The sequence below is a fragment of the Paenibacillus thiaminolyticus genome (genome assembly GCF_003591545.1).
Classification (GTDB): domain Bacteria; phylum Bacillota; class Bacilli; order Paenibacillales; family Paenibacillaceae; genus Paenibacillus_B; species Paenibacillus_B thiaminolyticus_A.
In genome coordinates this window covers 25,749-51,430 of the sequence record NZ_QYZD01000038.1, presented here as the reverse complement: position 1 = coordinate 51,430, position 25,682 = coordinate 25,749, and the positions used below count along the sequence as shown (strand labels likewise).

The 25,682-nt window shown below is 51.8% G+C and carries 40 protein-coding genes and 1 pseudogene; 2 read left to right on the top strand and 39 right to left on the bottom strand.

What is annotated here, in order from left to right; all coding sequences use genetic code 11:
- Positions 1-340: 340 nt before the first annotated feature.
- Both DQX05_RS25950 and DQX05_RS25945 read right to left on the bottom strand, forming a co-directional pair.
- Positions 341-565 (bottom strand): hypothetical protein, encoded by a 225-nt coding sequence (locus DQX05_RS25950; RefSeq protein WP_119796211.1) that lies wholly within the window; start codon positions 563-565, stop codon positions 341-343.
- Between the two features lie 200 nt (positions 566-765).
- Positions 766-1,371, bottom strand: a complete 606-nt coding sequence (locus DQX05_RS25945; RefSeq protein WP_182914904.1) for a stage II sporulation protein M — start codon at positions 1,369-1,371, stop codon at positions 766-768.
- Positions 1,372-1,547: 176 nt separating this feature from the next.
- Between DQX05_RS25945 and pdaB the strand changes: the two genes are divergently transcribed.
- On the top strand, positions 1,548-2,351 hold the full coding sequence (gene pdaB, locus DQX05_RS25940) for a polysaccharide deacetylase family sporulation protein PdaB (RefSeq protein ID WP_119796209.1): 804 nt from the start codon (positions 1,548-1,550) through the stop codon (positions 2,349-2,351).
- 48 nt (positions 2,352-2,399) lie between these two features.
- Here the strand turns inward: pdaB and DQX05_RS25935 are convergent, their stop codons facing one another.
- Positions 2,400-3,002, bottom strand: a complete 603-nt coding sequence (locus DQX05_RS25935; protein WP_119796208.1) for a KinB-signaling pathway activation protein — start codon at positions 3,000-3,002, stop codon at positions 2,400-2,402.
- A gap of 135 nt (positions 3,003-3,137) precedes the next feature.
- Here DQX05_RS25935 and gerD point away from each other — a divergent pair, with 135 nt between their 5' ends.
- Entirely contained in the window at positions 3,138-3,833 is a 696-nt protein-coding gene (gene gerD / locus DQX05_RS25930) for a spore germination lipoprotein GerD (RefSeq protein ID WP_119796207.1), read from the top strand.
- A gap of 68 nt (positions 3,834-3,901) precedes the next feature.
- Here the strand turns inward: gerD and DQX05_RS25925 are convergent, their stop codons facing one another.
- The 36 genes and pseudogenes from DQX05_RS25925 to rplB form a co-directional block, all read right to left on the bottom strand.
- Positions 3,902-5,008, bottom strand: coding sequence for an Mrp/NBP35 family ATP-binding protein (locus tag DQX05_RS25925; RefSeq protein WP_119796206.1), 1,107 nt, complete (start codon positions 5,006-5,008; stop codon positions 3,902-3,904).
- 76 nt (positions 5,009-5,084) lie between these two features.
- The gene (gene cwlD / locus DQX05_RS25920; RefSeq protein ID WP_119796205.1) at positions 5,085-5,855 is read right to left on the bottom strand and encodes an N-acetylmuramoyl-L-alanine amidase CwlD; all 771 of its coding nucleotides are present in this window, start codon (positions 5,853-5,855) and stop codon (positions 5,085-5,087) included.
- A 108-nt stretch (positions 5,856-5,963) separates the two neighbouring features.
- The gene (sat, locus tag DQX05_RS25915; protein ID WP_119796204.1) at positions 5,964-7,139 is read right to left on the bottom strand and encodes a sulfate adenylyltransferase; all 1,176 of its coding nucleotides are present in this window, start codon (positions 7,137-7,139) and stop codon (positions 5,964-5,966) included.
- 18 nt (positions 7,140-7,157) lie between these two features.
- Positions 7,158-7,853: a phosphoadenylyl-sulfate reductase gene (locus tag DQX05_RS25910; RefSeq protein WP_119796203.1), complete on the bottom strand. Its 696-nt coding sequence runs from the start codon at positions 7,851-7,853 to the stop codon at positions 7,158-7,160.
- A 240-nt stretch (positions 7,854-8,093) separates the two neighbouring features.
- Positions 8,094-9,333: pseudogene (locus tag DQX05_RS25905) on the bottom strand (DUF2264 domain-containing protein).
- A 156-nt stretch (positions 9,334-9,489) separates the two neighbouring features.
- Positions 9,490-10,071: a cupin domain-containing protein gene (locus DQX05_RS25900; protein WP_397336068.1), complete on the bottom strand. Its 582-nt coding sequence runs from the start codon at positions 10,069-10,071 to the stop codon at positions 9,490-9,492.
- 145 nt (positions 10,072-10,216) lie between these two features.
- Positions 10,217-10,609 carry a 30S ribosomal protein S9 gene (gene rpsI, locus DQX05_RS25895; RefSeq protein ID WP_087444246.1) on the bottom strand — a complete coding sequence of 131 codons (393 nt, stop codon included), beginning with the start codon at positions 10,607-10,609 and terminating at the stop codon, positions 10,217-10,219.
- Positions 10,610-10,630: 21 nt separating this feature from the next.
- Positions 10,631-11,068: a 50S ribosomal protein L13 gene (gene rplM / locus DQX05_RS25890; protein WP_006676520.1), complete on the bottom strand. Its 438-nt coding sequence runs from the start codon at positions 11,066-11,068 to the stop codon at positions 10,631-10,633.
- 236 nt (positions 11,069-11,304) lie between these two features.
- Positions 11,305-12,126 carry a tRNA pseudouridine(38-40) synthase TruA gene (gene truA, locus DQX05_RS25885; protein WP_119796201.1) on the bottom strand — a complete coding sequence of 274 codons (822 nt, stop codon included), beginning with the start codon at positions 12,124-12,126 and terminating at the stop codon, positions 11,305-11,307.
- Between the two features lie 154 nt (positions 12,127-12,280).
- A complete protein-coding gene (gene rplQ / locus DQX05_RS25880) occupies positions 12,281-12,646 on the bottom strand; it encodes a 50S ribosomal protein L17 (protein ID WP_119796200.1) in 366 nt (121 codons plus the stop codon).
- Between the two features lie 33 nt (positions 12,647-12,679).
- Positions 12,680-13,624 carry a DNA-directed RNA polymerase subunit alpha gene (locus tag DQX05_RS25875; RefSeq protein ID WP_006676517.1) on the bottom strand — a complete coding sequence of 315 codons (945 nt, stop codon included), beginning with the start codon at positions 13,622-13,624 and terminating at the stop codon, positions 12,680-12,682.
- A 137-nt stretch (positions 13,625-13,761) separates the two neighbouring features.
- The gene (gene rpsK, locus DQX05_RS25870) at positions 13,762-14,157 is read right to left on the bottom strand and encodes a 30S ribosomal protein S11 (RefSeq protein ID WP_087444243.1); all 396 of its coding nucleotides are present in this window, start codon (positions 14,155-14,157) and stop codon (positions 13,762-13,764) included.
- Positions 14,158-14,176: 19 nt separating this feature from the next.
- The gene (gene rpsM / locus DQX05_RS25865; RefSeq protein WP_087444242.1) at positions 14,177-14,545 is read right to left on the bottom strand and encodes a 30S ribosomal protein S13; all 369 of its coding nucleotides are present in this window, start codon (positions 14,543-14,545) and stop codon (positions 14,177-14,179) included.
- A gap of 20 nt (positions 14,546-14,565) precedes the next feature.
- On the bottom strand, positions 14,566-14,679 hold the full coding sequence (gene rpmJ / locus DQX05_RS25860; RefSeq protein ID WP_003333770.1) for a 50S ribosomal protein L36: 114 nt from the start codon (positions 14,677-14,679) through the stop codon (positions 14,566-14,568).
- Between the two features lie 87 nt (positions 14,680-14,766).
- Entirely contained in the window at positions 14,767-14,982 is a 216-nt protein-coding gene (infA, locus tag DQX05_RS25855) for a translation initiation factor IF-1 (RefSeq protein WP_006676514.1), read from the bottom strand.
- A 2-nt stretch (positions 14,983-14,984) separates the two neighbouring features.
- Complete coding sequence (locus DQX05_RS25850) at positions 14,985-15,296, bottom strand: KOW domain-containing RNA-binding protein (RefSeq protein WP_119796199.1); 312 nt, start codon at positions 15,294-15,296, stop codon at positions 14,985-14,987.
- Between the two features lie 10 nt (positions 15,297-15,306).
- Positions 15,307-16,059 carry a type I methionyl aminopeptidase gene (gene map / locus DQX05_RS25845; protein WP_119796198.1) on the bottom strand — a complete coding sequence of 251 codons (753 nt, stop codon included), beginning with the start codon at positions 16,057-16,059 and terminating at the stop codon, positions 15,307-15,309.
- Between the two features lie 5 nt (positions 16,060-16,064).
- Positions 16,065-16,709, bottom strand: coding sequence for an adenylate kinase (locus DQX05_RS25840; RefSeq protein WP_119796197.1), 645 nt, complete (start codon positions 16,707-16,709; stop codon positions 16,065-16,067).
- A gap of 141 nt (positions 16,710-16,850) precedes the next feature.
- Positions 16,851-18,146 (bottom strand): preprotein translocase subunit SecY, encoded by a 1,296-nt coding sequence (gene secY, locus DQX05_RS25835; protein WP_119796196.1) that lies wholly within the window; start codon positions 18,144-18,146, stop codon positions 16,851-16,853.
- A complete protein-coding gene (gene rplO / locus DQX05_RS25830; RefSeq protein ID WP_119796195.1) occupies positions 18,146-18,589 on the bottom strand; it encodes a 50S ribosomal protein L15 in 444 nt (147 codons plus the stop codon). Before rplO ends, secY begins: the two co-directional genes overlap by 1 nt.
- An 89-nt stretch (positions 18,590-18,678) precedes the next feature.
- Entirely contained in the window at positions 18,679-18,864 is a 186-nt protein-coding gene (rpmD, locus tag DQX05_RS25825) for a 50S ribosomal protein L30 (RefSeq protein WP_006676507.1), read from the bottom strand.
- A 13-nt stretch (positions 18,865-18,877) separates the two neighbouring features.
- Positions 18,878-19,375, bottom strand: a complete 498-nt coding sequence (gene rpsE, locus DQX05_RS25820; RefSeq protein ID WP_006284361.1) for a 30S ribosomal protein S5 — start codon at positions 19,373-19,375, stop codon at positions 18,878-18,880.
- Positions 19,376-19,401: 26 nt separating this feature from the next.
- Complete coding sequence (rplR, locus tag DQX05_RS25815; protein ID WP_119796194.1) at positions 19,402-19,770, bottom strand: 50S ribosomal protein L18; 369 nt, start codon at positions 19,768-19,770, stop codon at positions 19,402-19,404.
- Between the two features lie 64 nt (positions 19,771-19,834).
- Positions 19,835-20,377 (bottom strand): 50S ribosomal protein L6, encoded by a 543-nt coding sequence (rplF, locus tag DQX05_RS25810; RefSeq protein WP_087444237.1) that lies wholly within the window; start codon positions 20,375-20,377, stop codon positions 19,835-19,837.
- 33 nt (positions 20,378-20,410) lie between these two features.
- On the bottom strand, positions 20,411-20,809 hold the full coding sequence (rpsH, locus tag DQX05_RS25805; protein ID WP_006676504.1) for a 30S ribosomal protein S8: 399 nt from the start codon (positions 20,807-20,809) through the stop codon (positions 20,411-20,413).
- 32 nt (positions 20,810-20,841) lie between these two features.
- Positions 20,842-21,027, bottom strand: a complete 186-nt coding sequence (locus tag DQX05_RS25800) for a type Z 30S ribosomal protein S14 (RefSeq protein WP_006676503.1) — start codon at positions 21,025-21,027, stop codon at positions 20,842-20,844.
- Positions 21,028-21,113: 86 nt separating this feature from the next.
- Entirely contained in the window at positions 21,114-21,656 is a 543-nt protein-coding gene (gene rplE / locus DQX05_RS25795; RefSeq protein WP_111154672.1) for a 50S ribosomal protein L5, read from the bottom strand.
- 26 nt (positions 21,657-21,682) lie between these two features.
- Positions 21,683-22,033: a 50S ribosomal protein L24 gene (rplX, locus tag DQX05_RS25790; protein ID WP_087444235.1), complete on the bottom strand. Its 351-nt coding sequence runs from the start codon at positions 22,031-22,033 to the stop codon at positions 21,683-21,685.
- Between the two features lie 39 nt (positions 22,034-22,072).
- Entirely contained in the window at positions 22,073-22,441 is a 369-nt protein-coding gene (gene rplN, locus DQX05_RS25785; RefSeq protein WP_006284354.1) for a 50S ribosomal protein L14, read from the bottom strand.
- 35 nt (positions 22,442-22,476) lie between these two features.
- Positions 22,477-22,743 (bottom strand): 30S ribosomal protein S17, encoded by a 267-nt coding sequence (gene rpsQ / locus DQX05_RS25780; protein WP_006676499.1) that lies wholly within the window; start codon positions 22,741-22,743, stop codon positions 22,477-22,479.
- Positions 22,744-22,804: 61 nt separating this feature from the next.
- Positions 22,805-23,005, bottom strand: coding sequence for a 50S ribosomal protein L29 (gene rpmC / locus DQX05_RS25775; RefSeq protein WP_119796193.1), 201 nt, complete (start codon positions 23,003-23,005; stop codon positions 22,805-22,807).
- The gene (gene rplP, locus DQX05_RS25770) at positions 23,005-23,430 is read right to left on the bottom strand and encodes a 50S ribosomal protein L16 (protein WP_006676497.1); all 426 of its coding nucleotides are present in this window, start codon (positions 23,428-23,430) and stop codon (positions 23,005-23,007) included. Before rplP ends, rpmC begins: the two co-directional genes overlap by 1 nt.
- Positions 23,431-23,432: 2 nt before the next feature.
- Positions 23,433-24,098: a 30S ribosomal protein S3 gene (gene rpsC / locus DQX05_RS25765; protein WP_006676496.1), complete on the bottom strand. Its 666-nt coding sequence runs from the start codon at positions 24,096-24,098 to the stop codon at positions 23,433-23,435.
- A gap of 13 nt (positions 24,099-24,111) precedes the next feature.
- Positions 24,112-24,444 carry a 50S ribosomal protein L22 gene (gene rplV, locus DQX05_RS25760; protein ID WP_087444234.1) on the bottom strand — a complete coding sequence of 111 codons (333 nt, stop codon included), beginning with the start codon at positions 24,442-24,444 and terminating at the stop codon, positions 24,112-24,114.
- 35 nt (positions 24,445-24,479) lie between these two features.
- Positions 24,480-24,758 carry a 30S ribosomal protein S19 gene (rpsS, locus tag DQX05_RS25755; protein ID WP_006284347.1) on the bottom strand — a complete coding sequence of 93 codons (279 nt, stop codon included), beginning with the start codon at positions 24,756-24,758 and terminating at the stop codon, positions 24,480-24,482.
- A 71-nt stretch (positions 24,759-24,829) separates the two neighbouring features.
- Entirely contained in the window at positions 24,830-25,660 is an 831-nt protein-coding gene (rplB, locus tag DQX05_RS25750) for a 50S ribosomal protein L2 (RefSeq protein ID WP_119796192.1), read from the bottom strand.
- Positions 25,661-25,682 lie beyond the last annotated feature (22 nt).

The window sequence follows — 25,682 nt, the reverse complement described above, 5'->3', positions numbered from 1 at the left end:
TCTTGCACAAACATCACTCGTTGTTCAGTTTTCAAAGAACAATCCGGCAACCAACTTCATCAGTAAGTTGCTTTCTTTTTTTCACCGCCGTTCAGCGGCGACTTTTATAATATATCATACTCTCGAACCGAACGCAATACCTTTTTTTTAAAAAAGTTTTTCGATTCATGTTTTCACCTTATCTATCATGCGATACCACGCATAAAACGACAGGGGAACGAAAAATAATTTATCATATTTCCGCTGTCCAGTCAACACTTTTCCTGGCTTTTTGTCCGATGCGGCCGGATGCTTCCCTTTCCTCTCGGCCAAGCCTCCCCTACTCGGGGCGGCATCACGGTCACATCGGAACGATCCGGTGATTGCGTGCGTATTTCGACAAGTCCTTCGGCGACGCTATGCGCGCATACATGCGGAATACCGTGCGATACCGGCGGGAAATCGCCTGGCGCACCTCCGAATCCAAGCGGTTATCACTCAAATCGAACAACATCTCATCCAATTCCTTGCGAAGCATATATTCTAATTCTCGGCATTCATTATCATTAAACAGGAAACCCAACATCGCAACAAAACCTCCCTCACCGACAGTTCAACGCTTATCCTGCAGCAGTGTAACAGCGGTCCATTCCTCAATGGCATATCCTTCCCCGGAAGCCAAAGGATGCCGCTTTACTGTTATGCTCAAATTTGCGAAGTTTTATCACAAGTCGATGCGAACTCTCGCTGCCGATGCATGTCTCCTACTCTGCCCGTCATCTGTTGCTACGGGGACATCAACCATAACGTAACGGTGCTCTCGATAATAGCCGCGATCAACAAGACAACCGTCACCCATACCGCTCCCGCTCCGGTCCGCTTTGCCCATTCAATGAGAGAGATGTTCGACCGTCGAAGCCTTGAACCGAACAGCTTCTGCATTACGAGAACGCCGAACTTCAATCCATAGGCCGCAGCGATAAGGATAGCCGGGATTTCCAATATCCCATGCGGAAGCAGTCCTTTGAACACCATCTCCGTGATATTCTGCCCCATCACATCCATCATGCGCAGGAGAAAACCGATAACCATCCCGTTGACCACAAGGAAGAAAGCAGGAAGCAATCCGAACAGAAATCCGGCAAACATGATCATAACCGCTTTGATCGCATTATTGTAAAAGATGAATACGAAGAACGACAGCTCCTGATTGTCAGACTTCATCAGCTGCTCCTTCACCTGTCCGAGTCCAGCCAGTTGATCAGTTACGAACTTCTGTAGAACATCAAGCCGGTTCCCGAGCACATAGCCAACTGCGAACAGCAACACGGACGCTAGCAAATACCAGCGCAATTCGGCCAATGTCTTCCACCATGAACGCAATGACAACATAAGTTCTATCCTTTCCCGCTCCGCGCCAGACCGTTGCACCCGATCGAATTCGGGTTGCTGCCCGGTAAGAGCTGTCATATTTTAATACCCCAAGCATACAGTGTACTAAACAAGCGTGACAAGCTTGCAGCTTATGATCCGTATCCTATTCATCGTAACGAGAGGAGCGCACTTGCATGAGTTCTTTTTACGTATTTAGCGGCAAAAAAATCAAACGCGTCTTTTTCATCATTGCTGCTGCACTGCTGGCCGCCGGTGTGGTATATGTGGAAAGCGACAACATTACCGTCTTCTCCGAATCCAACCCTTCCGCGATTTACAGTGTGCCGACTGACAAAAAAGTCATTGCTCTGACCTTCGATATCAGCTGGGGCGATAAGCGTGCTGAGCCGATCCTTCAGATACTAAAGGAAAAGGGCGTGAACAAAGCGACATTCTTCCTGTCCTCCCCATGGAGCAAGACGCATCCCGATATTGTGAAAAAAATGGTGAGCGCCGGTTATGAAATCGGAAGTCACGGCCATAAGCATGTCAACTACAGCAGCCTAAGCGATGAGGAGATTCGCAAGCAAATCACGACCGCCCATCATCATCTCAAGGAGGTTACTGGTCAGGATGCCAATCTGATCCGGATGCCGAACGGCGATTTCGACAAGCGGGTGCTCCGGATCGCCGACAAGCTGAACTACAAAGTCATTCAATGGGATACCGACTCATTGGATTGGAAAAACCCGGGCGTCGATACGATCGTCAAGCGCGTCGTCGGCAAAGCCCACCCCGGAGATATCGTCTTGCTCCATGCCAGCGATTCATGCAAGCAGACCCATCTCGCTCTTCCCAACATCATCGACAGTCTGCGGGCCAAAGGATATGAATTCGTCACCGTATCGGAGCTGATTCAGCAGACCGACATGAAGAGCAAGCCGATCGAGGACAAGACGACGATGAGCGAGCACCTGCATAAGGCTGTTGGAATGTAGCATATGCACCTTTGCCTTGCCGCATGAAAAAAAGCTGACGGAATTCCGTCAGCTTTTTGGTGTTCCCAGTATCCGGTTCAGCATCAGCACCTGATAGGCGTTGCATGCCGCGAGCGGCAGATAGACGTACCAGGTCGCAATCCCGCTAATATTCAAGGCAGACAGCGTCTCGACCGTCGTAATGGCGATCATGAAGAATAAGGTAGGAATGAATGCGGTCCTGTTGGTTGCCTTGACTTTAAAATAACCGACGATCAGGGCAACTGCGAGCACGGCCAGACCAAGCAAAATATCGTTCATCGCGTCTCCGCCCCGCTGCGATCCATTATCCGCAAGCAGCATGCGCAGGAACATCAAATCGAGCAGAGCAATGACGGTGAGCACCACTTGTATGTACGGCCAAGCTTTTTTGAACAACCCGATGGCAATGAAATTCAACGTAAGATACGCGAAAAAACCCATCTGCGAGTATACGCTTACAGTAAAGCCGCTCAAAATCAGCTGCACTACATTCAATACCCCGTCCATCGGGCCAGTGAAATTTTGGAACTCCCCCTGAATGATTTGCAGGGACAGACCCATCACTAATGTGATTCCGCCTCCGATAAGGAGCGTGGTCCAAAACAAATAAAACCATTTTTTCAACGTCAAGGCACTGCACCTCCGCAATGTTCATTATTTTACCAAGGTTCTCAGCAAAAAACTATAACTGTCAAACATAATTCACAATTCGTCCTGCCATACTACGCGTGAAGGCATGAATGGGACAGAAAGGAGTGCCGTGCCATGAAGACATCATTTATCCGTCTCGCAATGGTTGGCGCCATGATGATGCTGCTCCTTACCAGCTGCGGGGCCGAACAGCCCGCTGCTCAGAGCACCATGGATTATAAAGAAATAAAAAGCATGGTTATCGATATTCTCAAGAGCGAAGAAGGCCAAAAAGCCGTGCAATCGGCATCATCCGGAGGATCTGGCGGCGGCATGCAGATGCAGGCGATGACGATGCAACAGCAGGAGCAGATTCGTACGGCAGTGAAGGATACGCTCGTATCTCCCGAGTATGAGAAGGTGATCGAGGAGGTTATGAAGGATCCCAAATTCGCCGGAGAATTCGCCAAAGCCGTCAATAAAGAAAATAAGGAGCTCCATAAAGCGTTAATTAAAGATCCGACATACCAGCAGTCGTTCGGCGAAATGCTGAAATCTCCCGATATGACGAAGGCTTACCTTGAGATGATGAAGACCCCGGAATATCGCAAGCAGATGATGACGCTTGTCAAGGATGCCATGGGCAGCCCGCTGTTCAAGCTTGAAGTCATGGATTTATTAAGCAAAGTCGTCAAGGAAGAGCTTCAGCCGGAAGAAAAGAAAAAGCAGGAAGGTGAAGGCGGCAAGGGTGGTCAAGAAGGCGGAGGTGGAGGCGGAGGCGGAAAAGAAGAGGGCGGAGGCGAATCCGGCGGCGGCAGCTCCGGTTCATAGGCTTCCCCTCCCCTGTAAATGCAAAGGACTCCACACGGGAGTCCTTTTGTATGCAGCGATGATGCCGTTCAGGACAAGCGCCGAACGACTTCTTCGGCTAGCTCGGTATACAGCTTCCCGATAGCCGAATCCGCCTTGTATACCGAAGGCGAGAAGTCCGGCTCTGCCGGGTGATTGTCCGGCGAACCGAGCGGAATCTGGGCCAGCAGATCGGCGTGAAGCGCTTCCGCGAGCTTGCCCCCGCCTCCGCGGCCGAATACGTACTGCTTGTCTCCGCATTGCCCGCACTCGACGTAAGCCATATTTTCCACGACGCCGAGGATGTCATGCTTCGTATGGAGCGCCATCGAACCGGCCCGGGCTGCGACGAAGGCAGCTGTCGAATGAGGGGTCGTGACGATAATCTCCTTGCTGTGAGGAATCATCTGGTGAATGTCCAGCGCAATATCTCCAGTTCCCGGAGGGAGATCAAGCAGCACGATATCAAGCTCGCCCCACTCCACCTCCTGGAAGAAATTGCGAAGCATTTTGCCCAGCATCGGGCCGCGCCATACAACCGGACTATTGTCTTCCACGAAAAAGCCCATCGACATCACTTTGACGCCGAACCGTTCAATCGGGATCACCATGTTGTCCTGGACGATCGGGCGGTCTTCAATCCCCATCATATCAGGGACACTGAAGCCATAGATGTCGGCATCGATGAGTCCGACCCGCTTGCCCAGCCGGGCCAGAGCAACCGCCAGATTGACGGTGACGGTCGATTTGCCGACGCCGCCCTTGCCGCTGGCGACGGCGATGAATTGTACGCCTGAAGCCGGATTGAGCAGCGGATGCCGCTCCATCCCCGCTCCATGCCCTGCGGGCTCTGCGCCTGATCCCTGTGTTTCTTCGGCTGGCTGCACGCCGATGGCTTGCAGCTCCGCCGCCGTCGCCAGGCGGATGCGGACATGGACATCGTCCAGGCCAAGTGATGACAAACGTGTCTTAATCTCGCGGGTAAGCCGCTCTCGCGCTTCTGCATCCGCAGCCTGGGGAGCGATCAGGGCGGTTAGCTTCACCTCTCCCGGCTTGATCATCAGATCGCGAATCCATTGAATATGAGTCAATTCCTGGCCTGTCACGGGCTCTGTTAATCCATGCAGCGCTTGCAAAATATCTTCTTTCGTGATCATGATGGCACCTCGTCTCTATCAAGGTCAGCAGGCGGACATGCTGCTTCGTTACGCAGTCTATTATATCATAGGAACTCTATTTACCAATGTTTTCCCCCGCCATAAAGCGGAGTATTCCTTTGTAGACCGAGGCTGCGACCTTGCGCTGATACTGTTCGTCGGCCAGCTTCCGGGATTCTTCCAGATTCGAGAGGAATCCCACCTCCACGAGCGCCGACGGAATCTCGATGTGATCCATCAGATATAAGCGCCGATCTACCGGCTTGGCCACCCGATCCGTATTTTCGAGATTGTTCCGGATCTCGGACTGGATCCATTTGGCCAGACGCTCGCTCTCCGGGTGCCGCTTCGTATAGAACGATTGGGCGCCGCTCCACTTGCCCGACGGGATGCTATTCATATGCAGACTAATCAGAATGTCTGCTTTCCTTTCCTGAACGAAGCTGACGCGCCGCTTCAAGTCTTCTGCCTTGCGCTTCGAATATCCTTTTGTGTCCGGGGCAGCCAGATCGTAGTCCCCTTCCCGGGTCATAAAGACGACTGCTCCCGCCTGCTGCAAATAATCGCGCAAATATAAAGCGATAGAGAGATTAATATCTTTCTCAATCACCCCTTGTTTGCTGACCGCGCCGCCATCCGGACCTCCATGACCCGCATCAATGATGACGACCTTGCCGGATAACGGAATCGTCCAATAGGTCCATGTCTTCGTGGCCGGCATTTCGGCGGTCATGATGGCGATGACAGCCAGCACAAGGCAGATGCTGACGAGCCATTTACGCACGCTTCCCAGCGGTATCCATAGAATTGTTGTTTTTTTGCTTCGCTTTTCATTCCATTTGATCATACAAAAAGTCCACCTCCGTTCCCATACAGACACTAATCATCTATATGGGACAAGGTGGACAAATATACATCGATTTATACTAACCATAGCTAGGTGGAGGGATCGGGTCTACGCCTTCAGATTGGCCGGTTCCGACATGCCTTCGATCAGGATCCGGGCCACTTCCGGACGCGAAAATTCAGGCGGCGGGCAAATGCCGTTCCGCAGCATCTCGCGTACCTTCGTCCCGGACAAGGCGACATGCCGCTCCTTCGGATGTGGGCATGTCTTGCTGGATGCCATATTGCCGCAAGCGGTGCAATAGAAGCTGTGCTCGAAGAAGAGCGGCATGATGCCGAGCTCTTCCGGCTCGAATTCACGGAAAATATGCTGCGCTTCATAAGTTCCGTAATAATCGCCTACGCCGGCGTGATCGCGGCCGACGATGAAGTGGGTACAGCCGTAATTTTTGCGGACAATGGCGTGAAAAATCGCCTCTCTCGGGCCCGCGTACCGCATCGCGGCGGGGAAGACGCCGAGAAAGACCCGATCTCTCGGATAGTAATGCTCCAGCAGACTAACATAACTGAGCATACGTACATCCGCAGGCACATCGTCGGACTTCGTCTCGCCTACGAGCGGATTGAGGAACAGCGCATCGACAATCTCCATCGCACTCTTCTGGATATACTCGTGAGCCCGATGAACCGGATTGCGGGTCTGGAAGCCGACGACGGTTCGCCAGCCGCGTTCCCGGAAGATCTGTCGCGTCTCGGCCGGATCGAAGTAATACTCGCCGAAGCGTTCTGGCTTCGGCCTGCGCAGCAAGCGAATGCTTCCGCCGACACAGAACGTCGGGCGCTCCAGCAGCTTCTGGACGCCGGGATGAGCGGTATCGGTCGTGCGGAACACCTGCTCCGCCTCTTGATATGGATCGATCTCGAAGATGCTCTGCACCTCGATCGTTCCGTACAATACGTCATCCTCTTCACCAATGAGGGCGGCTTCTTCGCCGATGCGCAAGGCGTGTGCGGTCTCCGCCTGGACCGGGAGCGTAATCGGAAGGCTCCACATTGTACCGTCCGCGAGTCTCATCCGTTCCACGACATGACGGTAATCTTCTTCGTTCATGAAGCCCTGTAAGGGAGAAAATGCCCCTATGGCAATGAGATCGGCATCGGACAGCGTTCGTCGGTTGATTCGTATGGCGGGAAGCCCCGCAGCCTCCTGCTCGATTCGCCCGGCCTCCGCTTCCGGGACGAGTCTGGAGATGAGTTGTCCGCCATGCGGCAGGATTGTAGTCATTATTCGTTCTCCCTTCGCTTATTGCTGATGAAGCCCGCATTCCACCTTCCCGGTTCCGGACCAGCGACCGGCGCGCGGATCTTCTCCAGGCAGCACCTGACGCGTGCAGTAGCTGCAGCCGATGCTGGGGTAATTCAGGTCATGCAGCGGATTGTAGACGACGTCATGCGAATGAATGTAGTTCCACACGTCTTCGGAGGTCCACGCGGCAAGCGGATTGAACTTCATCAGGCCGAACTTCGTATCATACTCGACCTTCTTGGCATTGGCCCGGGTTGGTGCCTGTTCGCGGCGAATTCCGGTAATCCAGGCATCATATTGCCCGAGAATGCCGGTCAACGGCTCGACCTTCCGTATACTGCAGCATAGATTCGGCTCTCGCTCCCATAGCGCATCCCCATGCAGTTCGACCTGCTCCTCCGGCGAGATCGCCGAAGCAACGCGGACGAACTCCAGATTGTAACGCTCGCTCAGCCGGTCGCGCGTCTCATAAGTCTCCCGGAAGTGAAAGTCAGTATCCAAATAGAATATATCGGTTGACGGGCTGATGCGCTGCAGCATATCCACCAGGACAACGTCTTCCGCGCCGAAGCTGCATGCGAAGGTCAATTTCGGAAATGTCTCGACCGCCCAGGCAATCAGTTCTTCCGGAGCTGTATGCTCGAATTGCTCTGCTTTTTCCTGCGCCAACGCTTCCTTTTCCAACAGATTCATGTGTCGCTCCTCCACTTATGAATTATTCCGAGTTTTTCAATGTGTTTTGTTTATTTAATTATAATTACTTTCCTATCTTTGTCAATTTATTTTTCCGCATCGATATGCAACGTCTCGATGTTACAGCATATACCGGGACATTGCCCCAGGTGAATGTTTACAGACAACAAAAATCGGGCTTGCCGTTCAAGCCCGATCCCCAATGCTGATTCTATTCTGTAAGACGACTGCTTCTGCTTGCTAATCCGCTATTGCCTCATCCATGGGGAACGCTTCTCCGGACCATGCCTTGCGCGAGGTCCAAGCTCCCTCCCCTTGCCAGAATGAATGAACGGGAGAGAGACCGAGCGGCAGCAAGACCGTCGAGCATAAATAAAGACTGCCCGGCGATATGTAGGCTTCTCCGATACTTGGCTGATGGCCGCAGAAGCCGATGGTCAGCCACCCATCCGCAGTGAAGGTTCCTTCCGCCTCCAGCATGCGCCTCATGACGGCTGTCAAGCCGCAGCGCACCTGCGCCGGCGACAATGAGGGCGGCAGCCGATCCAGCCAGGTCAGCTGTGTCAACAACTGGAACACGCCGCAGCGGTAAGCGAGCGATCGTCCGAGAGACGGGAAGGTCCCTCCGGCGAGATCATTCGTTCCAATTACCCGGCATGCCGCTTGGCGCGCTTCCATACCGCCGCCTTCATACGTTCCCAGTCCGGGTAGCGATGGCCGACCGCCGTCAAGATGTCCACCAGCATCGGCTGGATGACAAAGCTGTTGTAATAGTCGGCGTGATAGGCCGGACCGTCTCCATAGGCGCCATCGCCCGCATACCATGACTCGTGCTGCTTCAAGGCGTAATCGATCCGCATCGCATCCCAATCGGCTTCACCCGCTTGGTGCAGGAACGCCTCGATAGCCCCAGAGAACAGCAGCCAATTGTTATAGTGCGGCCGGATGCGCCGCGTCTCTCGCAATGCATGAATGAGCTGGTGGCGGACTCTATCGCCCAGCGGAAGCCACAGTGCTTCCGGGGCCCTTAGCAGCGCCTGAGCCAGAAAAGCCGCATCCACAGCGGTTGATACCCTTCGCTGAAGTTCAGCCGGTCCGGTGAATCCGGCGCGGTGCCCGCATCGATCGCCTGCATATACCATCCCTTCATCCGCTCCCGCAGTGCCGCCTCCTCCGGGAGACCGTCCGTCAGCGCCAGCCAAGGCGAGATGCCGGCCATCAAGCGGCCGAACACCTCCAGCCCGGCGAACTGGCCGCGACCGTCACCGCTGCTCTCCAGCGGCATATCCCGTTGCAAGCGCCGCTCTGCAAGCGCCTTCAAGACTGGCGTCGCCAATCGCTCCAGCGAATGCAGCCAATAGGCCCGATCCCGAACGCCCGGATCGAAGACAGATCCGCTCGTGCCACTCGTCTCCTCGTTCCGCTGACAATTCTCGCTTGCGGAGAGCAAGCGCTGCTCCGTCCTCTTTTGTGATCTCATCGCCTTTCCTCCTGTCCCACCATTGCAAGACTTGAATTGAGAACTTCTCATTATAACGGATGCAACCGTCCGCATATATAACAAAACCCCTGTTTCCCTGTGCGGAAAGAGGGGGAGTCGGGAATATAGGGTTCCGGCGGCAGGCACAAGGAGGGTTCAATAATAGGGCCTTGCGTCGTGATGCATGCCCGTCGGATCATACGATCGCTGCATACACCCGGGAGGAGGGCCGAGAATCAGCGATTCCGTAATCGGAGCGACCGCTTTTGCATAGTCCTCTGCGTTCACGCAATAGGCGCGCTGCATCACTTCCTTGGGCACGGCCCGCAGGAAATCCGATCCAAACACAATATCCGGAGTTGGATGATCGAAAATTGTAAGGATATGAGCTTGGTTGGATTCGGCAATAATCCAATGAAACCAGCCTTTCGGGAAGATGGAGATTTGGCCTGGCCTCAGATGATAGACCATCAGCTTACGCGCAAACGGGTTAAACACCGCCGTAATGACTTCACCGCTAATAACAAACACCGTTTCCGTCACATTCGTATGCCAATGCGGCTGTATAATAATGCCCCTGGTCATATGGACATTGAAAAGTCCATTTCTTATCGCAGGGAGCTGTTCCCCGAACAGCTGCGTAATGTAATTGTACGGATCACGCTTATAAGTGAGTACCTGATTGGAATCGGCGGCCAACGTCACATCCGCTGCTTGCAGCACGGTATCGTTCATCATGGCTTCCTCCTTCTTGGGTAAACATCTATACACTGTATGCCCGGAAGAAAGGTTGGTGACGAACGGTTCTTGAGGCCTCTGGAACAAATGAAAAGCCCCTGACCAGCAAGGGCCAAGGGCGATAATCGTTGATATAACAGGCTTCTTAACGCTTCGAGAACTGAGGCGCGCGGCGAGCCGCTTTGAGGCCGTATTTTTTACGCTCTTTCATGCGTGGATCACGAGTCAGGAATCCTGCTTTCTTCAAGGAAGAACGCAGTTCCGGATCTGCCTTAAGGAGCGCACGGGAAATCCCGTGACGGATAGCTCCTGCTTGTCCGGAGGTTCCACCTCCGTGAGCCAATACGATTACATCATATTTGCCAAGAGTCTCAGTAAGGTTCAGCGGCTGCTTTACAATCAGCTTCAACGTTTCCAAACCGAAGTATTCGTTAATGTCACGTTTATTAATCACGATGCGGCCTTCGCCCGGTACGAGACGAACACGTGCTACCGAGTGCTTGCGACGACCTGTCCCATAGTATTGTACTTGTGCCATGAAACTGTCCTCCCCTTTCTATTATCCGCGAAGTTCGTAAACTTCAGGTTGTTGTGCTTGATGCGGGTGTTCTGCGCCGGCATATGCTTTGATGCGAAGCTTCATTTTGTTGCCCATGCGCGTTTTTGGCAGCATGCCTTGAACCGCAAGTTCAATCATACGCTCAGGCTTCTTGTTCAGCATTTCCTGTGCGCTTGTCACTTTCAGACCGCCTGGATAGAGGGAGTGACGATAGTATTTCTTGTCTTGCAACTTGTTGCCGGACAAGACGATTTTCTCTGCGTTGATAACAACGACGAAGTCGCCGCCGTCAACATGTGGTGTAAATGTCGGCTTGTGCTTGCCGCGGATAAGAGCCGCTGCTTCAGAAGCAAGGCGACCGAGTGTCTTGCCAGTTGCGTCGATAACGAACCATTTGCGCTCAACTTCAGCTGGCTTCGCCATATATGTGGTACGCATGAAACATCCTCCTCTGATGACCTTCGATACAGTGTGAACGGCACACTGCGTCGCATATCACAATCTTTATTCATTACCATCGTTACGATAGTTCGTGTGTATATTCGTTCAGTACGTTCTTTCTCTTGATCTGTCACAAAATCTGTCAAAAACTGCCCATAGGCAGCGTGATTTCTTTGCGGGGCCGTGGGAAAGCCTAAAGAAACACAGATGTTATTTTACCGTATTCGGTGCTATTATGCAAGGTCTTTTTTCCCTTCGGCAAGAACCGGGACGGCCTGAACCAACCGGTCTTCTCCGTCATATTCAACACTCCACAGCGTCAGGCCGTGAGGCACTGCCGTCGGTCCTGCGGACTCCCGGTTTTTCGCTGCAAGAATGGGTACAATATCATCAGGAGAGAACTTACCCTCGCCCACCCAGATCAAGGTACCCGCAATGATGCGTACCATGTTGTACAAGAAGCCGTTCCCCGTCACGAACACATGAATCCGGCCCCGGCCAGGCTCATGGTTCGCGTTCGGTTCATGCTCCAAGCGCACCTCGTAAATCATGCGCACATTGGTTAGTTTCGGTGATTTGGGCGATGCGACTGACGTAAAGTCATGCTCTCCAACGAAGTGCTGAAGCGCCTGCCGCATCGCCTCAATATCAAGCGGTGCGGGATGATGGAATTCCACATTGCGCCGGAAAACATCACGCGTCCGCTCCGCCAGGATTGAATAACGATACGTCTTGCGCTTCGCTGAGAATCGGGCATGGAACGATTCGGGAGCTTCCCATGCATCCCGGATGACAATGTCATCGGGCAGACGCGAATTCATCGCGGCGCACCAACGTTCGATGGGTATCGATGACTCGGTCGCGAAGTTAACCACTTGCCCGAGCGCATGCACGCCGGCATCCGTACGCCCGGAAGCCGTAACGGCCGCATGCTCCTTCGTCAACATGTGAATCGCTTCTTCGATACGTCCTTGTATCGTATCCCGACCCGGCTGCGTCTGGTAACCGCTGTATCCCGTGCCGTCATAGCTCAACAGCATTCCAATGTTACGCATATAGCACCTCCGTGGTGAACCGCATGCATGGCATCGGGGTGCCTGGTCCGCTGACGACCGCGTCCCGAGGCGATTAAAAAGAAAAGCTCCTCATGGGAGCCTTCTTTCACGCCGCTGCTGCGTCGTTATCGTATCGCTAAACAGGACCGCGAACTTACGCGCGGTCAACCAGTTCCAAGTACACCATAGGCGCAGAATCGCCGCGGCGCGGTCCCAATTTCATGATGCGGGTGTATCCGCCTGGACGTTCTGCGTAGCGTGGAGCAATATCCGAGAACAACTTCTGGATTGCATCCTGTTCTCCGTTCAGAGTCTCGCGACGAACGAATGCAGCCACCTGACGGCGAGCATGCAGATCACCACGTTTCGCCAGCGTAATGAGCTTCTCCGCGATGGAGCGAACTTCTTTCGCTTTCGCTTCCGTCGTCTGAATGCGCTCATACAAGAACAAATCAGTTACCAAGTCGCGGAACAATGCTTTACGGGCACTGGAATCACGACCCAACTTTTGGTATGCCATTGCTATTTCCCCTCCTTCTAAGCCAAGTTCCTGTTAGTCTTCCATGCGAAGGCCCAAGCCGAGTTCTTCGAGCTTCTCTTGAACTTCCTCCAAAGATTTGCGGCCCAGGTTCCGGACCTTCATCATATCTTCTTCGGTCTTCGTAATCAGCTCTTGAACCGTATTGATGCCTGCACGCTTCAAGCAGTTGTAGGAACGAACGGAGAGATCGAGCTCTTCGATTGTCATCTCAAGCACTTTCTCTTTTTTGTCTTCCTCTTTTTCAACCATAATTTCCGCGTCTTTCGCTTCATCCGTCAATCCTACGAACAGCATCAAGTGCTCCGTCAAAATCTTCGCACCGAGGCTCACCGCTTCTTCCGGTCGAATGCTTCCATCCGTCCACACTTCAAGGGTTAACTTGTCGTAGTTCGTCACTTGGCCGACACGCGTATTCTCCACGTTGTAATTCACGCGGGAGATCGGCGTGTATATCGAGTCAACCGGGATCACACCAATCGGTTGGTCTTCCCGTTTGTTCCCGTCAGCCTGCACATACCCACGACCACGATTTGCGAAGATTCGCATATGGAGTCTGGAACCTTGCGCTAAAGTTGCAATGCGGAGATCCGGGTTCAAAATTTCCACATCGCTGTCCGCTCGAATATCGCCAGCCGTTACAATCCCTTCGCCATCCGCATCGATTTCGAGAACTTTCTCTTCATCGGAGTGGATTTTGAGCGACAGGGCCTTCAAGTTCAAGATGATTTCCGTTACGTCTTCATAGACGCCTGGAATTGTCGAGAACTCGTGCAGGACACCGTCGATTTGGACGGACGTCACCGCAGCACCGGGCAAGGAGGAGAGCAGAATACGGCGCAGGGAGTTACCTAGCGTCGTTCCGTATCCTCGCTCCAGCGGTTCTACGACAAATTTGCCGTATGTGCCTTCCTCATTGACGTCCACGGTCTCAATTTTCGGCTTTTCGATCTCAATCACTGTATAACCCTCCTTCAAACGTCGCTGGCGTTTATCAACGTCAAACACCTACGGTCGGTCGATTCATGCAGTATGCCTAAACAACCATTATTCCCAACAGGCGCTAGCTTAATACTACACGCATCGGTGTGCCATCATTATACGCGACGACGTTTTGGCGGGCGGCAGCCGTTATGCGGGATTGGCGTAACGTCTTTGATCATGCTGACTTCCAAGCCTGCAGCTTGCAGGGATCGGATGGCAGCTTCACGACCTGCGCCAGGGCCCTTAACCATTACCTCAACCGACTTCATGCCGTGTTCCATTGCCGTTTTGGCAGCGGACTCCGCAGCCATTTGCGCAGCGAACGGAGTCGATTTACGGGAACCTTTGTAGCCCAAATTCCCGGAGCTTGCCCAAGAGATTGCGTTGCCGTGCGGGTCAGTAATCGTCACGATCGTGTTGTTGAACGTAGAACGAATGTGAGCCACACCAGTCTCAATATTTTTACGATCACGACGTTTTGTGCGTACGACTTTTTTCGCTTTAGCCATTGCTAGTTATCCCCCCTTATTACTTCTTCTTGTTCGCTACAGTACGACGAGGGCCTTTACGCGTACGAGCATTTGTCTTCGTACGTTGCCCACGAACAGGCAATCCGCGGCGATGGCGGATTCCGCGATAGGATCCGATTTCGACCAAACGTTTGATGTTCAAAGAGATCTCGCGGCGGAGGTCACCTTCTACTTTTACATTTTTGTCAATCGCCTCACGGATTTTGTTCACTTCGTCTTCCGTCAAATCGCGAACGCGAGTATCCGGGTTCACACCAGCTTGCGCAATGACTTTCTGAGAAGTCGATTTTCCGATACCGAAAATGTATGTTAAGGCGATCTCAACGCGTTTATCACGTGGCAAGTCCACACCAGCTATACGAGCCATTAACGCTACACCCCCTTCTTTTATCCTTGTTTTTGTTTATGCTTCGGATTTTCACAGATTACCATAACGTTGCCTTTGCGTCGAATGACTTTGCATTTCTCGCAAATCGGCTTAACAGAAGGTCTTACCTTCATGCTGAATACCTCCTAGTTATCAAGTTGCACCCGTATCTCCAGCCCGCGTCTGACGGCCTGCAAGTGCTCCTCGGCGATAGCCGGGCGCTACTTCCGATATGTGATGCGACCTTTGCTCAAATCGTATGGCGAAAGTTGCACGACCACTTTGTCCCCTGTCAGTATACGGATGAAGTGCATCCGCAGCTTGCCGGAAACATGGGCTAAAATTTGATGACCGTTCTCCAACTCAACTCGAAACGTTGCATTCGGCAACGGCTCAATGACCGTGCCCTCCACCTCAATTACATCTTCCTTGGCCAACGTCATTCTCCTTTCTGTTCAACATCTGCAGCGGCTGACTCTTCCGCAAATTTCGTCAGGACGTACCGGAGCTTACTGTTCGTAACCCGGCCGCTCTCCTGTAAACTTCGGACAACTTCATGGCTAGTCTCGGGTAGCACCTCGAGATGAAGCAAGTTTTTTCGCTTAGGCTGGTCAAACTTCCGTTTGTCCCCATCCGCTATATTGACGTAGCGCGATTCTTCAATGCCGATGATGACTGCGAGCTTGCCCGCATCACGACCTCGAAGCACCTTGACGAATTGGCCGAGACGAGGGGTTGATTGTTCACTCATCGTCCATCACCTACTCAACCAGCTTCGTCAAAATTTCGCAACCTTCCGGCGTTACGGCTACCGTATGCTCGAAGTGAGCGCACAGCGTTCCGTCCGCCGTCACTACCGTCCAGTTGTCTGCGAGCGTCTTGACATACCGCTCACCGACAATGACCATCGGCTCTATCGCAAGCGTCATGCCCGGTTTGAGACGCGGGCCGCGGTCCGGAATCCCGTAGTTCGGGATTTGCGGTTCTTCGTGAAGATCCGTTCCAATCCCGTGCCCAACGTATTCTCGCACGACGGAAAAACCTGCATCCTCGATTACGCGCTGGATCGCATGGGATATCGTAAAAAGACGCGTATCCGGCTTGACCAGGGCGAGCCCTGCATAGAGCGATTGCTCCGTAACCTCGAGCAGCCGCTGGGCTGTCTCCGAGATCGTGCCGACGCCATAGGTCCAGGCCGAGTCTCCATGATATCCACGGTATTCCGCACCGATATCGATGCTGATGATGTCGCCTTCGTTTAACTTGCGTGTGCCGGGAATGCCGTGCACCAGTTCTTCGTTGACTGATACGCAGATGCTGCCGGGGAATCCGTTATACCCTTTGAACGAAGGTGTCGCCCCTTGGCTGCGAATGAACGTCTCTGCAATAGAATCGAGTTCACGAGTCGTGATCCCTGGCTTAATGGATTGGGCCAGAAGACGATGCGTTTCCGCAACAATTCGCCCAGCTTCTCTCATGAAGCCTAATTCTACCTCGGACTTACAGATGATCATCTTTTTTAACCTCGCAGTAAAGATACGATTTCAGACGTCACCGTATCGATTTCCTTCTCACCGTCAACCTCACGCAACAAGCCCTTGTTCCCATAGTATTCGAGTAAAGGAGCCGTTTTGTTGATATATTCGTCAAGGCGCGTGCCGACCTTCTCCTCGGTATCGTCCGAGCGCTGGTACAGCTCGCCTTGGCACTTATCGCAAACGCCTGCTTGTGTAGGCGGGTTAAATATGACATGGTACGTCGCGCCGCAAGACTTGCAGATACGTCGTCCCGTAAGACGAGCCAGCAATAAATCACGGTCAACGCTCAGATTAATGACGTGGTCCAGCTTGCGGTGGAGCTCCGTCAGGATGCCGTCCAGCGCCTCGGCTTGCGCCAACGTGCGCGGGAAGCCGTCCAGCAGGAAGCCGGCTTCGCAATCCGGCTGCGTGAGCCGTTCGCGAACGATGCCCACAGTCACGTCATCGGGAACGAGCAGACCTTGATCAATGTACTGCTTGGCTTTCAACCCGATAGGGGTGCCTTCGTTCATCGCTTTGCGGAACGCATCACCCGTAGAAATATGGGGGATACCGAACTCGGCAACAATGCGTTCGGCCTGCGTCCCTTTCCCTGCCCCAGGAGGCCCCATGAATAGAATGTTCATCGAATGTCACTCCCCTTTATGCAAGCACAGGCTTAACTTCGCCGGAAGTGGGGTGCTTCGATGCCATTCGTTAAGCCTCTGCTATACAAGAAACAGCACAATAGGTGCCGATGAGCACAAGGCTTCATCAGAACCTATTGCCTATTTATTGATGAAACCTTTGTAATGGCGTTTAATCAATTGGCTTTCAATTTGCTTCATCGTGTCAAGCGCGACGCCGACGACGATGAGAAGCGAAGTTCCGCCGATTTGAACGGAACGAGGCAATCCGGCGAGTGATCCGAAGAACACCGGTATAATGGATACCACCGCCAGGAAGATGGCGCCGGCCAGCGTGATGCGAGTCATGACTCGCGTCAAATATGTGGCTGTCGCTTTCCCTGGACGGATGCCCGGGATATAACCACCGTTCTTTTTCATTTGATCCGCCATTTGTTGCGGGTTCAACTGCACGAACGTGTAGAAGAACGTGAAGCCGATAATCATGAGCACGTACAATACCATGCCCAGCGGTTTATCGATCATCATATGGGTGATTATCCATTGAGCCCACGTTTTATCTGCCCAGAACTGGGCGATCGTAGCAGGGAACATCAGCAGCGATGACGCAAAGATGACCGGAATAACCCCTGCCCCGTTGACTTTCAACGGAATATGCGTATTTTGTCCGCCGTACATTTTGTTCCCGACCACACGCTTCGCGTATTGGACCGGAATTTTACGGTTACCTTGCTGAATGTAGATAACCCCGACGATGATGAGAACGATGAACAACGCAATGATGATCATCTTAATGATGTTTAAGAACAGCTGATTGCCATCAATGAACTGGCTCTGCGCGATCTCCTGGATATGCATTGGAATACCTGCCACGATACCCGCGAAGATGATAATGGAAATCCCGTTGCCAATTCCCTTCTCCGTAATCTGCTCACCAAGCCACATCAGGAACGCTGTACCCGCCGTCAATACGATGGCGATTAGGATGTAATCCGTGTACGTGGCGTTCGGAACGAGTTCCAAGCCATATAGCCGGTTAAAACCAATCGCTGTACCGAATGCTTGGATCAGACCCAGAACCACGGTGCCATAACGCGTCATTTGGGCAATTTTCTTCTTGCCCACTTCTCCCTCTTTCGCCCACTCGGCGAACTTCGGCACAACATCCATCGTCAGCAACTGCATAATGATGGAAGCTGTGATATAAGGAAATATACCAAGCGCAAAGATAGAGAATTTAAACAACGCGCCGCCGGAGAACGTGTTCAGGAAGCCAAACAGCTCCGTGCCCTGGTTGGCATTAGCAAAAACCGATGTATCCACACCGGGTACCGGGACAAAGGATCCGATGCGATAAACGATCAAGATCATAAGCGTAAAAAGGATTCGACGTCTCAGATCTTCGACTCGCCATATATTCGATACGGTCTTAAACATTAAATCACCTCGGATTTGCCGCCGGCAGCCTCGATCTTCTCCACCGCAGATTGAGAGAACTTGTTCGCTTTCACTGTCAGCTTGATAGTCAAGTCACCGTTGCCCAATACTTTGATTCCGCTCATTGGGTTTTTCACGATGCCTTGTTCCATCAACAGTTCCGGAGTAACTTCAGTACCAGCCTCGAAGCGGTTCAATTCTGTAACATTCACTACCGCATACTCTTTACGAGTTGGGTTGATGAATCCGCGTTTTGGCAAACGACGGTACAGTGGGTTTTGTCCGCCTTCGAAGCCTGGACGAACACCACCACCGGAACGAGCGTTTTGACCTTTGTGACCGCGGCCAGCTGTCTTCCCGTTACCAGTACCGATACCGCGTCCAAGGCGGCGCTTGCTGTCTTTACGGGAGCCAGGAGCCGGAGAAAGTTCATTCAACTTCATCGTTCGTCGCACCTCCTTAGTTATTTATGACTCTGCTATTTGTTGTCGCTATTTCGTGCGTTGCGTTATGAAGCATGCATGAAGGAAGCTTACGCTTCGACTTCTTTGACGTCAACCAAGTGCTTCACTTGGTTCACCATTCCGCGGATCGCTGCGTTGTCGTCATGAACAACCGTCTGATTGATTTTGCGTAGACCCAATGTGTTCACCGTTGTACGATGAGTTTCTGGGCGGCCGATCAGACTGCGAACGAGGGTAATTTGCAACTTCGCCATTGTCGTCCCCTCCTTATCCTAACAGTTCCTCAACGGATTTGCCGCGCAGTTTCGCTACTTGCTCTGCCGTCTTCAGACGGGACAGACCTTCGAGCGTCGCGTTGACCATGTTGATGGAGTTCGAGGAACCAAGCGATTTCGTCAAGATATCGCCTACTCCCGCCAATTCCAACACGGCACGTACAGGACCACCAGCGATAACCCCCGTACCTTCGGATGCTGGCTTCAAGAGAACTCTGCCTGCGCCGAAATGTCCGATGACTTGGTGAGGAATCGTCGTGTTCACGAACGGAACATGGATGAGATTCTTTTTCGCGTCTTCGATGCCTTTGCGGATTGCGTCAGGTACTTCGGATGCTTTACCGATGCCTGCACCAACCCAGCCTTTGCCATCGCCGACGACTACGAGTGCGCTAAAGCTAAAGCGGCGTCCGCCTTTAACGACTTTAGCAACACGGTTAATTTGCACAACTTTTTCAGAAAGTTCTAACGTGTTAGGATCAACTCGCAAGTCGTTTACCTCCTTCGATTGAATTCTTAGAATTCAAGGCCGGCTTCGCGTGCTGCTTCAGCCAATGCTTGAATTCGGCCATGATACAAGTAACCGCCGCGGTCGAATACGACATTGTCGTACCCTTGCGCCTTGGCGCGTTTTGCGATCAATTCGCCTACTTTACTTGCAGCTTCTACACTGCCGCCGTTCTTGATCTCTTCGCGAAGCTCTTTATCCATCGTCGATGCAGCTGCGATTGTTACGCCTTTTACATCATCGATAAGCTGAGCGTAGATGTGCTTGGAGGAACGGAATACGTTCAAACGCGGACGTGCTGTCGTACCTTCGATTTTCTTGCGTACACGAAGATGTCTTTTCAGACGCGCTTTATTTTTATTCGCCTTAGTAATCATCTGATTGATTCACTCCCTTCGGAATAACCGTTAAGCTGCTAAGACAAGCGAGCTAGGCAAGAGTTTATTTCTTCTTGCCTGCTTTACCTTCTTTGCGGAGAATGCGCTCGCCTTCGTACTTGATCCCTTTGCCTTTGTAAGGTTCTGGTTCACGTACGGAGCGGATTTTTGCCGCATATTCACCAACGCGCTCTTTGTCGATGCCTTTGACGATAATTTTCGTCTGAGCAGGCAATTCGAACTCGATGCCCTCTTCTGGTGTAATCTCAACCGGATGGGAGTATCCGACGTTCAACACGAGTTTGTTGCCGGTCTTGTTCGCACGATAACCAACACCAACGAGCTCCAATGTTTTGGAGAAACCTTCCGTTACTCCGTTAACCATGTTGCTGATGACGCTGCGAGTCGTGCCGTGCAAAGAACGGTGAAGTTTATTGTCAGAAGGACGCTCAACATGAATCACGTTCTCTTCAACGGACACTTTCATGTCCTTATGAATTTCACGGGATAAGCTTCCTTTTGGTCCTTTGATGGTAATCACGCTATTGTCCAGAGTGACAGTGACGCCGCCTGGAACTGTAATTGGCTTACGACCAATACGAGACATATGTTGTTGCACCTCCAATCTTATGCGAATGGTTTACCAAACGTAGCAGACAACCTCGCCGCCAGTTTTTGCTTGGCGAGCTTCTTTGTCAGTCATAACGCCCTTGGACGTCGAAATGATAGCAATCCCAAGGCCACCCAGAACACGTGGCACCTCAGTGGACTTCGTATACACGCGCAGTCCTGGCTTACTGATGCGCTTCAAGCCTGTGATGACACGCTCGTTGTCGGCACCATATTTCAGGAAAATGCGGATAAGCCCTTGTTTGTTGTCTTCGATATATTCTGCATCGCGGATAAATCCTTCGCGCTTCAAGATTTCAGCAATTTGCTTCTTCATCGTCGAAGCAGGCATCTCCACGGTCTCATGACGTACTGTGTTAGCATTGCGAATGCGTGTAAGCATATCAGCAATCGGATCGGACATAACCATTAGTGTAAACCTCCTTCCCGCAACAGGGTTGATTACCAGCTAGCTTTTTTAACGCCAGGAATCTGGCCTTTGTATGCCAATTCGCGGAAACAAATTCTGCAAATTTTGAACTTACGCAATACAGAGTGTGGACGGCCGCAGCGTTCACAGCGTGTGTATGCCCGTACTTGAAACTTCGGTTTGCGTTGTTGCTTGATTTTCATCGAAGTTTTTGCCACGTGAGTTGACACCTCCTAAATCGTGTCCAAGATATCGATTCATGGAATCGTTCCGTTCGTACTACCTTGTTCGCCTTCGACGCGAATTACTTCGCGAAAGGCATGCCGAGTTGCGTCAACAATTCGCGGGACTCTTCGTCCGTTTTCGCCGTCGTTACGACAACGATGTCCATACCGCGTACTTTATCTACTTGATCGTACTCGATCTCTGGGAAGATGATTTGCTCCTTCAGACCGAGCGTGTAGTTGCCGCGGCCGTCAAATGCTTTGTTCGAGATACCGTGGAAGTCACGGACACGAGGAAGCGTGACGTTGAACAATTTGTCCAGGAAGTGATACATGCGCTCACCGCGCAAAGTCACTTTCACACCAATCGGCATTCCTTCACGAAGCTTAAAGCCTGCGATAGACTTCTTCGCACGTGTAATTACTGGTTTTTGACCCGCGATCAATTGCAGTTCAGCAACAGCCGAATCCAATACTTTAGAGTTTTGAACAGCCTCACCCATACCCATGTTGATGACGACTTTCTCCACTTTTGGCACCTGCATAACGGTTGTATAATTGAACTTCTGCATCAGCGCAGGAGTAACTTCGTTCAAGTAACGTTCTTTCAGACGAGCTGCCATAAGGCACTGACCTCCTTTCTTAGCGATTAGTCGATGATTGCGCCAGAGCGCTTAGCGACGCGCACTTTTTTGCCGTTCTCCACTTTGTAACCGATGCGCGTTACTTTACCGGACTTCGGATCCACGTGCATGACGTTGGATACGTGGATAGGCGCTTCTTGCTCGATGATACCGCCTTGCGGATTCGCAGCGTTCGGCTTCTGGTGCTTCTTCACCATGTTGACTCCTTCAACGAGAACACGGTTCTCGCGCGGATACGCAGCAATAACGCGGCCTTTTTTACCTTTGTCCTTACCCGTGATGACGATGACTGTATCGTCTTTCTTCACGTGCAGTTTATTGTTATGCGACTCGAGAATTTTCTTCAGTCGTGGCATGTGTCACACCTCCTGCATCTTGCCTGGCTGGCAAGTTGATTAGATCACTTCCGGAGCCAGGGAAACGATTTTCATGAAGTCTTTCTCGCGAAGTTCACGAGCAACCGGTCCGAAAATACGAGTTCCGCGTGGGCCCTTGTCTTCTTTTACGATAACTGCCGCGTTTTCGTCAAACGAGATGTAAGAACCATCCTTCCGACGAACCGAGCGCTTCGTACGAACGATTACAGCTCTTACAACGTCGCCCTTTTTGACAACGCCGCCTGGTGTTGCTTGTTTTACAGAACATACGATCAAATCACCAATGTGAGCCGCTTTGCGTCCGGTTCCGCCCAACACGCGAATACACATCAATTCTTTCGCACCAGAGTTATCTGCGACCGCCAAACGTGTGAATGGTTGAATCATTCGATTGTCCTCCTTTCGTTGAAGCTATTCGCTGCTTAAACGATGACTGCTTTTTCTACGATTTCAACGAGTCTCCAGCGCTTGTCTTTCGACAACGGGCGAGTCTCCATGATTTTCACAGTATCGCCGATTTTTGCTTCGTTGTTCTCATCATGCGCTTTGAACTTCTTCGTATAACGGATGCGCTTGTGATACAGGTCATGCTTCTTGTATGTTTCGACCGCGACGACGACGGTTTTGTCCATTTTATCGCTGACGACTTTGCCGACTTGCACTTTACGAGCGTTACGTTGTTCACTCATGAGTGTTGGGCCTCCTTCCTGCATACAGGATCTCTATATTCCGATTCGACATCAAGGTCGATTAACTAGTAATCCCAAGTTCTCTTTCACGAAGAACCGTATGTGCGCGAGCAATCGCTTTGCGTACATCACGGATACGAGTCGGGTTGTCAAGCTGTCCGGTAGCCAATTGGAAACGGAGGTTGAAAAGTTCTTCCTTGAATCCGGCAATCTTTTGTTCAAGTTCAGCAGTGGTCAAGTTGCGGAATTCACTAGCTTTCATTATGCTTCACCACCCATTTCTTCACGTTTCACGAACTTCGTCTTGACTGGCAGCTTGTGAGCGGCAAGACGCATTGCTTCGCGAGCTACTTCCTCGGAGACACCAGAAAGTTCGAACATGATCTTGCCTGGTTTAACCACAGCTACCCATTTCTCAACGTTACCTTTACCGCTACCCATCCGAACCTCAAGCGGCTTCGCCGTGATTGGCTTGTCAGGGAAAATTTTAATCCATACTTTACCGCCACGCTTGATGTAACGAGTCATCGCGATACGGGCAGCCTCGATTTGACGGTTCGTGATCCACGTCGGTTCCAATGCTTGGAGACCGAAATCGCCAAAGTTAAGCGTTGTGCCGCCTTTCGCTTGACCTTTCAAGCGTCCTTTGAATTGCTTGCGGTGTTTTACACGTTTAGGTACCAACATGATTAGTTGCCTCCTTCCTGAGCAGCCTTTTTCTTAGCCGTAGGAAGTACCTCTCCACGATAGATCCATACTTTTACGCCCAGACGGCCGTAAGTTGTATGTGCTTCGGCTGTGCCGTAGTCAATGTCAGCGCGAAGCGTATGAAGTGGCACAGTCCCTTCGCTGTAACCTTCCGAACGAGCGATTTCTGCACCGCCCAGACGACCGCTAACTGCAGTTTTGATTCCTTTTGCACCAGCACGCATCGAGCGTTGGAGCGCTTGTTTCAGAGCGCGACGGAACGATACGCGGCGCTCCAGTTGTTGTGCAATGCTCTCAGCGACGAGGATTGCATCCAAGTCTGGAGTTTTGATTTCCGAAATGTTGATGTGCACTTTTTTGCCGCCAGCGATAGTTGTTACTTCGCGACGAAGGGCTTCAACTTCGGAACCGCCTTTACCGATGACCATACCCGGCTTGGCTGTGTGGATCGTCACGTTCACGCGGTTAGCCGCGCGTTCGATTTCGATGCGGGATACGGCTGCATCCTTCAATTTGTTTTTCAAATACTCACGAATCTTTACGTCTTCGATAAGCAAGGTACCGAAGTCTTTTTCCGCGTACCATTTGGATTCCCAATCACGGATGATACCAACTCGAAGTCCGACTGGATTTACCTTTTGACCCACTCGTTATCCCTCCTTATTTTTCAGATACCACGATTGAAATGTGGCTGGTTCTCTTATTGATACGGCTTGCACGTCCCATAGCGCGCGGACGGAATCGTTTCAAAGTAGGACCTTGGTTCACGTACACTTGCTCGATTACGAGCTTGTTCACGTCCATTTGATAGTTATGTTCTGCATTGGCAATCGCCGAGTTGAGCAGCTTCTCCACTACTGGAGATGCCGATTTAGGCGTGTGGCGCAGAATCGCAATCGCTTCGCCCACTTGCTTACCGCGGATCAAGTCAATCACCAGCTTGACCTTGCGCGGAGAAATGCGAACATTATTCGCATGTGCCTTCGCTTGCATGGAAGTACCTCCCCTCAAATGCTATATAGTCAAAATTAGCGTCTTGTTTTTTTGTCGTCGTTCGTGTGGCCTTTGTACGTGCGCGTCGGCGCGAATTCGCCGAGCTTGTGTCCGACCATATCTTCCGTCACGTACACTGGCACGTGCTTGCGTCCATCATAGACACCGAACGTATGACCGATGAATTGAGGGAAAATTGTAGAGCGGCGCGACCAAGTCTTAACGACAGCCTTCTTGTTGGACTCGTTCATCTGCTCGACTTTTTTCATCAAATGACCATCGACGAATGGTCCTTTTTTCAAACTGCGACCCATGTGTGAATCCTCCCTTCACAAAACCTTATGCTTGCGTGCGTTACGCCGCAGAGTATGCAGTCGGGTAAATATTATTTCGTGCGATGACGTACGATATATTTATCGGAATGCTTACCTTTTTTACGCGTTTTGTAACCGAGCGTCGGCTTGCCCCATGGAGACATAGGCGTTTTGCGGCCGATAGGAGCTTTACCTTCACCACCACCGTGAGGGTGATCAACCGGGTTCATGACGACACCGCGGACGGTAGGACGCTTGCCCAACCAGCGGTTGCGGCCAGCTTTACCGATTTTGATAAGCTCGTGGTCGCCGTTACCTACGGAACCAATTGTCGCGCGGCACACTTTGAGGACCTTGCGAACCTCGCCAGAGGACAGGCGAACCGTTACATATTTATCTTCTTTACCGAGCAATTGAGCTTCCGTGCCCGCTGCGCGAACCAACTGGCCGCCCTTGCCTGGCTTCAACTCGATGTTGTGGATAACTGTACCTACTGGAATGTTCTCAAGCGGCATTGCATTGCCTGTCTTGATGTCCGCTCCAGGACCCGATACGATCACATCGTTCACTTTCAGACCCTTTGGCGCGAGGATGTAACGCTTCTCACCATCTGCATAATGAATCAACGCGATGTTGGACGTACGGTTCGGATCGTACTCAATCGTAGCAACGCGGCCTGGAATGCCATCCTTGTTGCGTTTGAAGTCGATGATCCGGTAATTACGCTTATGTCCGCCGCCACGGTGACGAACCGTAATTTTCCCTTGGCTGTTACGTCCTGCTTTTTTGCTCAAAGGAGCAAGCAGGGACTTCTCTGGCACATTCGTTGTGATCTCTTCGAACGTAGATGCGCTCATACCACGACGAGCCGGAGATGTCGGTTTGTACTTTTTGATAGGCACTGGTTTTCCCTCCTAACTTTAC

Bases quoted from the DNA above. Each gene is read 5' to 3' on its own strand.
- rpsH (WP_006676504.1), bottom strand. From the start codon at position 20,809: ATGGTTATGTCCGATCCGATTGCTGATATGCTTACACGCATTCGCAAT.
- rplR (WP_119796194.1), bottom strand. From the start codon at position 19,770: ATGATTACTAAGGCGAATAAAAATAAAGCGCGTCTGAAAAGACATCTT.
- DQX05_RS25900 (WP_397336068.1), bottom strand. From the start codon at position 10,071: ATGATGAACGATACCGTGCTGCAAGCAGCGGATGTGACGTTGGCCGCC.
- rpsM (WP_087444242.1), bottom strand. From the start codon at position 14,545: ATGGCTCGTATAGCTGGTGTGGACTTGCCACGTGATAAACGCGTTGAG.
- gerD (WP_119796207.1), top strand. From the start codon at position 3,138: ATGAAGACATCATTTATCCGTCTCGCAATGGTTGGCGCCATGATGATG.
- secY (WP_119796196.1), bottom strand. From the start codon at position 18,146: ATGTTTAAGACCGTATCGAATATATGGCGAGTCGAAGATCTGAGACGT.
- rpsI (WP_087444246.1), bottom strand. From the start codon at position 10,609: ATGGCACAAGTACAATACTATGGGACAGGTCGTCGCAAGCACTCGGTA.
- rpmC (WP_119796193.1), bottom strand. From the start codon at position 23,005: ATGAAAGCTAGTGAATTCCGCAACTTGACCACTGCTGAACTTGAACAA.
- rplN (WP_006284354.1), bottom strand. From the start codon at position 22,441: ATGATTCAACCATTCACACGTTTGGCGGTCGCAGATAACTCTGGTGCG.
- rplE (WP_111154672.1), bottom strand. From the start codon at position 21,656: ATGGCAGCTCGTCTGAAAGAACGTTACTTGAACGAAGTTACTCCTGCG.
- rpsS (WP_006284347.1), bottom strand. From the start codon at position 24,758: ATGGGTCGCAGTTTGAAAAAAGGACCATTCGTCGATGGTCATTTGATG.
- DQX05_RS25840 (WP_119796197.1), bottom strand. From the start codon at position 16,709: ATGAACATTCTATTCATGGGGCCTCCTGGGGCAGGGAAAGGGACGCAG.
- pdaB (WP_119796209.1), top strand. From the start codon at position 1,548: ATGAGTTCTTTTTACGTATTTAGCGGCAAAAAAATCAAACGCGTCTTT.
- rpmJ (WP_003333770.1), bottom strand. From the start codon at position 14,679: ATGAAGGTAAGACCTTCTGTTAAGCCGATTTGCGAGAAATGCAAAGTC.
- DQX05_RS25850 (WP_119796199.1), bottom strand. From the start codon at position 15,296: ATGAGTGAACAATCAACCCCTCGTCTCGGCCAATTCGTCAAGGTGCTT.
- DQX05_RS25945 (WP_182914904.1), bottom strand. From the start codon at position 1,371: ATGTTGTCATTGCGTTCATGGTGGAAGACATTGGCCGAATTGCGCTGG.
- map (WP_119796198.1), bottom strand. From the start codon at position 16,059: ATGATCATCTGTAAGTCCGAGGTAGAATTAGGCTTCATGAGAGAAGCT.
- rplX (WP_087444235.1), bottom strand. From the start codon at position 22,033: ATGCCACGACTGAAGAAAATTCTCGAGTCGCATAACAATAAACTGCAC.
- rpsK (WP_087444243.1), bottom strand. From the start codon at position 14,157: ATGGCTAAAGCGAAAAAAGTCGTACGCACAAAACGTCGTGATCGTAAA.
- rplV (WP_087444234.1), bottom strand. From the start codon at position 24,444: ATGCAAGCGAAGGCACATGCGAATAATGTTCGCATTTCTCCGCGCAAG.
- truA (WP_119796201.1), bottom strand. From the start codon at position 12,126: ATGCGTAACATTGGAATGCTGTTGAGCTATGACGGCACGGGATACAGC.
- sat (WP_119796204.1), bottom strand. From the start codon at position 7,139: ATGACTACAATCCTGCCGCATGGCGGACAACTCATCTCCAGACTCGTC.
- DQX05_RS25910 (WP_119796203.1), bottom strand. From the start codon at position 7,853: ATGAATCTGTTGGAAAAGGAAGCGTTGGCGCAGGAAAAAGCAGAGCAA.
- rpsQ (WP_006676499.1), bottom strand. From the start codon at position 22,743: ATGAGTGAACAACGTAACGCTCGTAAAGTGCAAGTCGGCAAAGTCGTC.
- rplO (WP_119796195.1), bottom strand. From the start codon at position 18,589: ATGAAGTTGAATGAACTTTCTCCGGCTCCTGGCTCCCGTAAAGACAGC.
- rplP (WP_006676497.1), bottom strand. From the start codon at position 23,430: ATGTTGGTACCTAAACGTGTAAAACACCGCAAGCAATTCAAAGGACGC.
- rplQ (WP_119796200.1), bottom strand. From the start codon at position 12,646: ATGGCATACCAAAAGTTGGGTCGTGATTCCAGTGCCCGTAAAGCATTG.
- DQX05_RS25925 (WP_119796206.1), bottom strand. From the start codon at position 5,008: ATGATCACGAAAGAAGATATTTTGCAAGCGCTGCATGGATTAACAGAG.
- DQX05_RS25950 (WP_119796211.1), bottom strand. From the start codon at position 565: ATGTTGGGTTTCCTGTTTAATGATAATGAATGCCGAGAATTAGAATAT.
- rplF (WP_087444237.1), bottom strand. From the start codon at position 20,377: ATGTCTCGTATTGGTCGTAAGCCAATTACAGTTCCAGGCGGCGTCACT.
- rpmD (WP_006676507.1), bottom strand. From the start codon at position 18,864: ATGGCGAAGTTGCAAATTACCCTCGTTCGCAGTCTGATCGGCCGCCCA.
- rplM (WP_006676520.1), bottom strand. From the start codon at position 11,068: ATGCGTACCACATATATGGCGAAGCCAGCTGAAGTTGAGCGCAAATGG.
- cwlD (WP_119796205.1), bottom strand. From the start codon at position 5,855: ATGATCAAATGGAATGAAAAGCGAAGCAAAAAAACAACAATTCTATGG.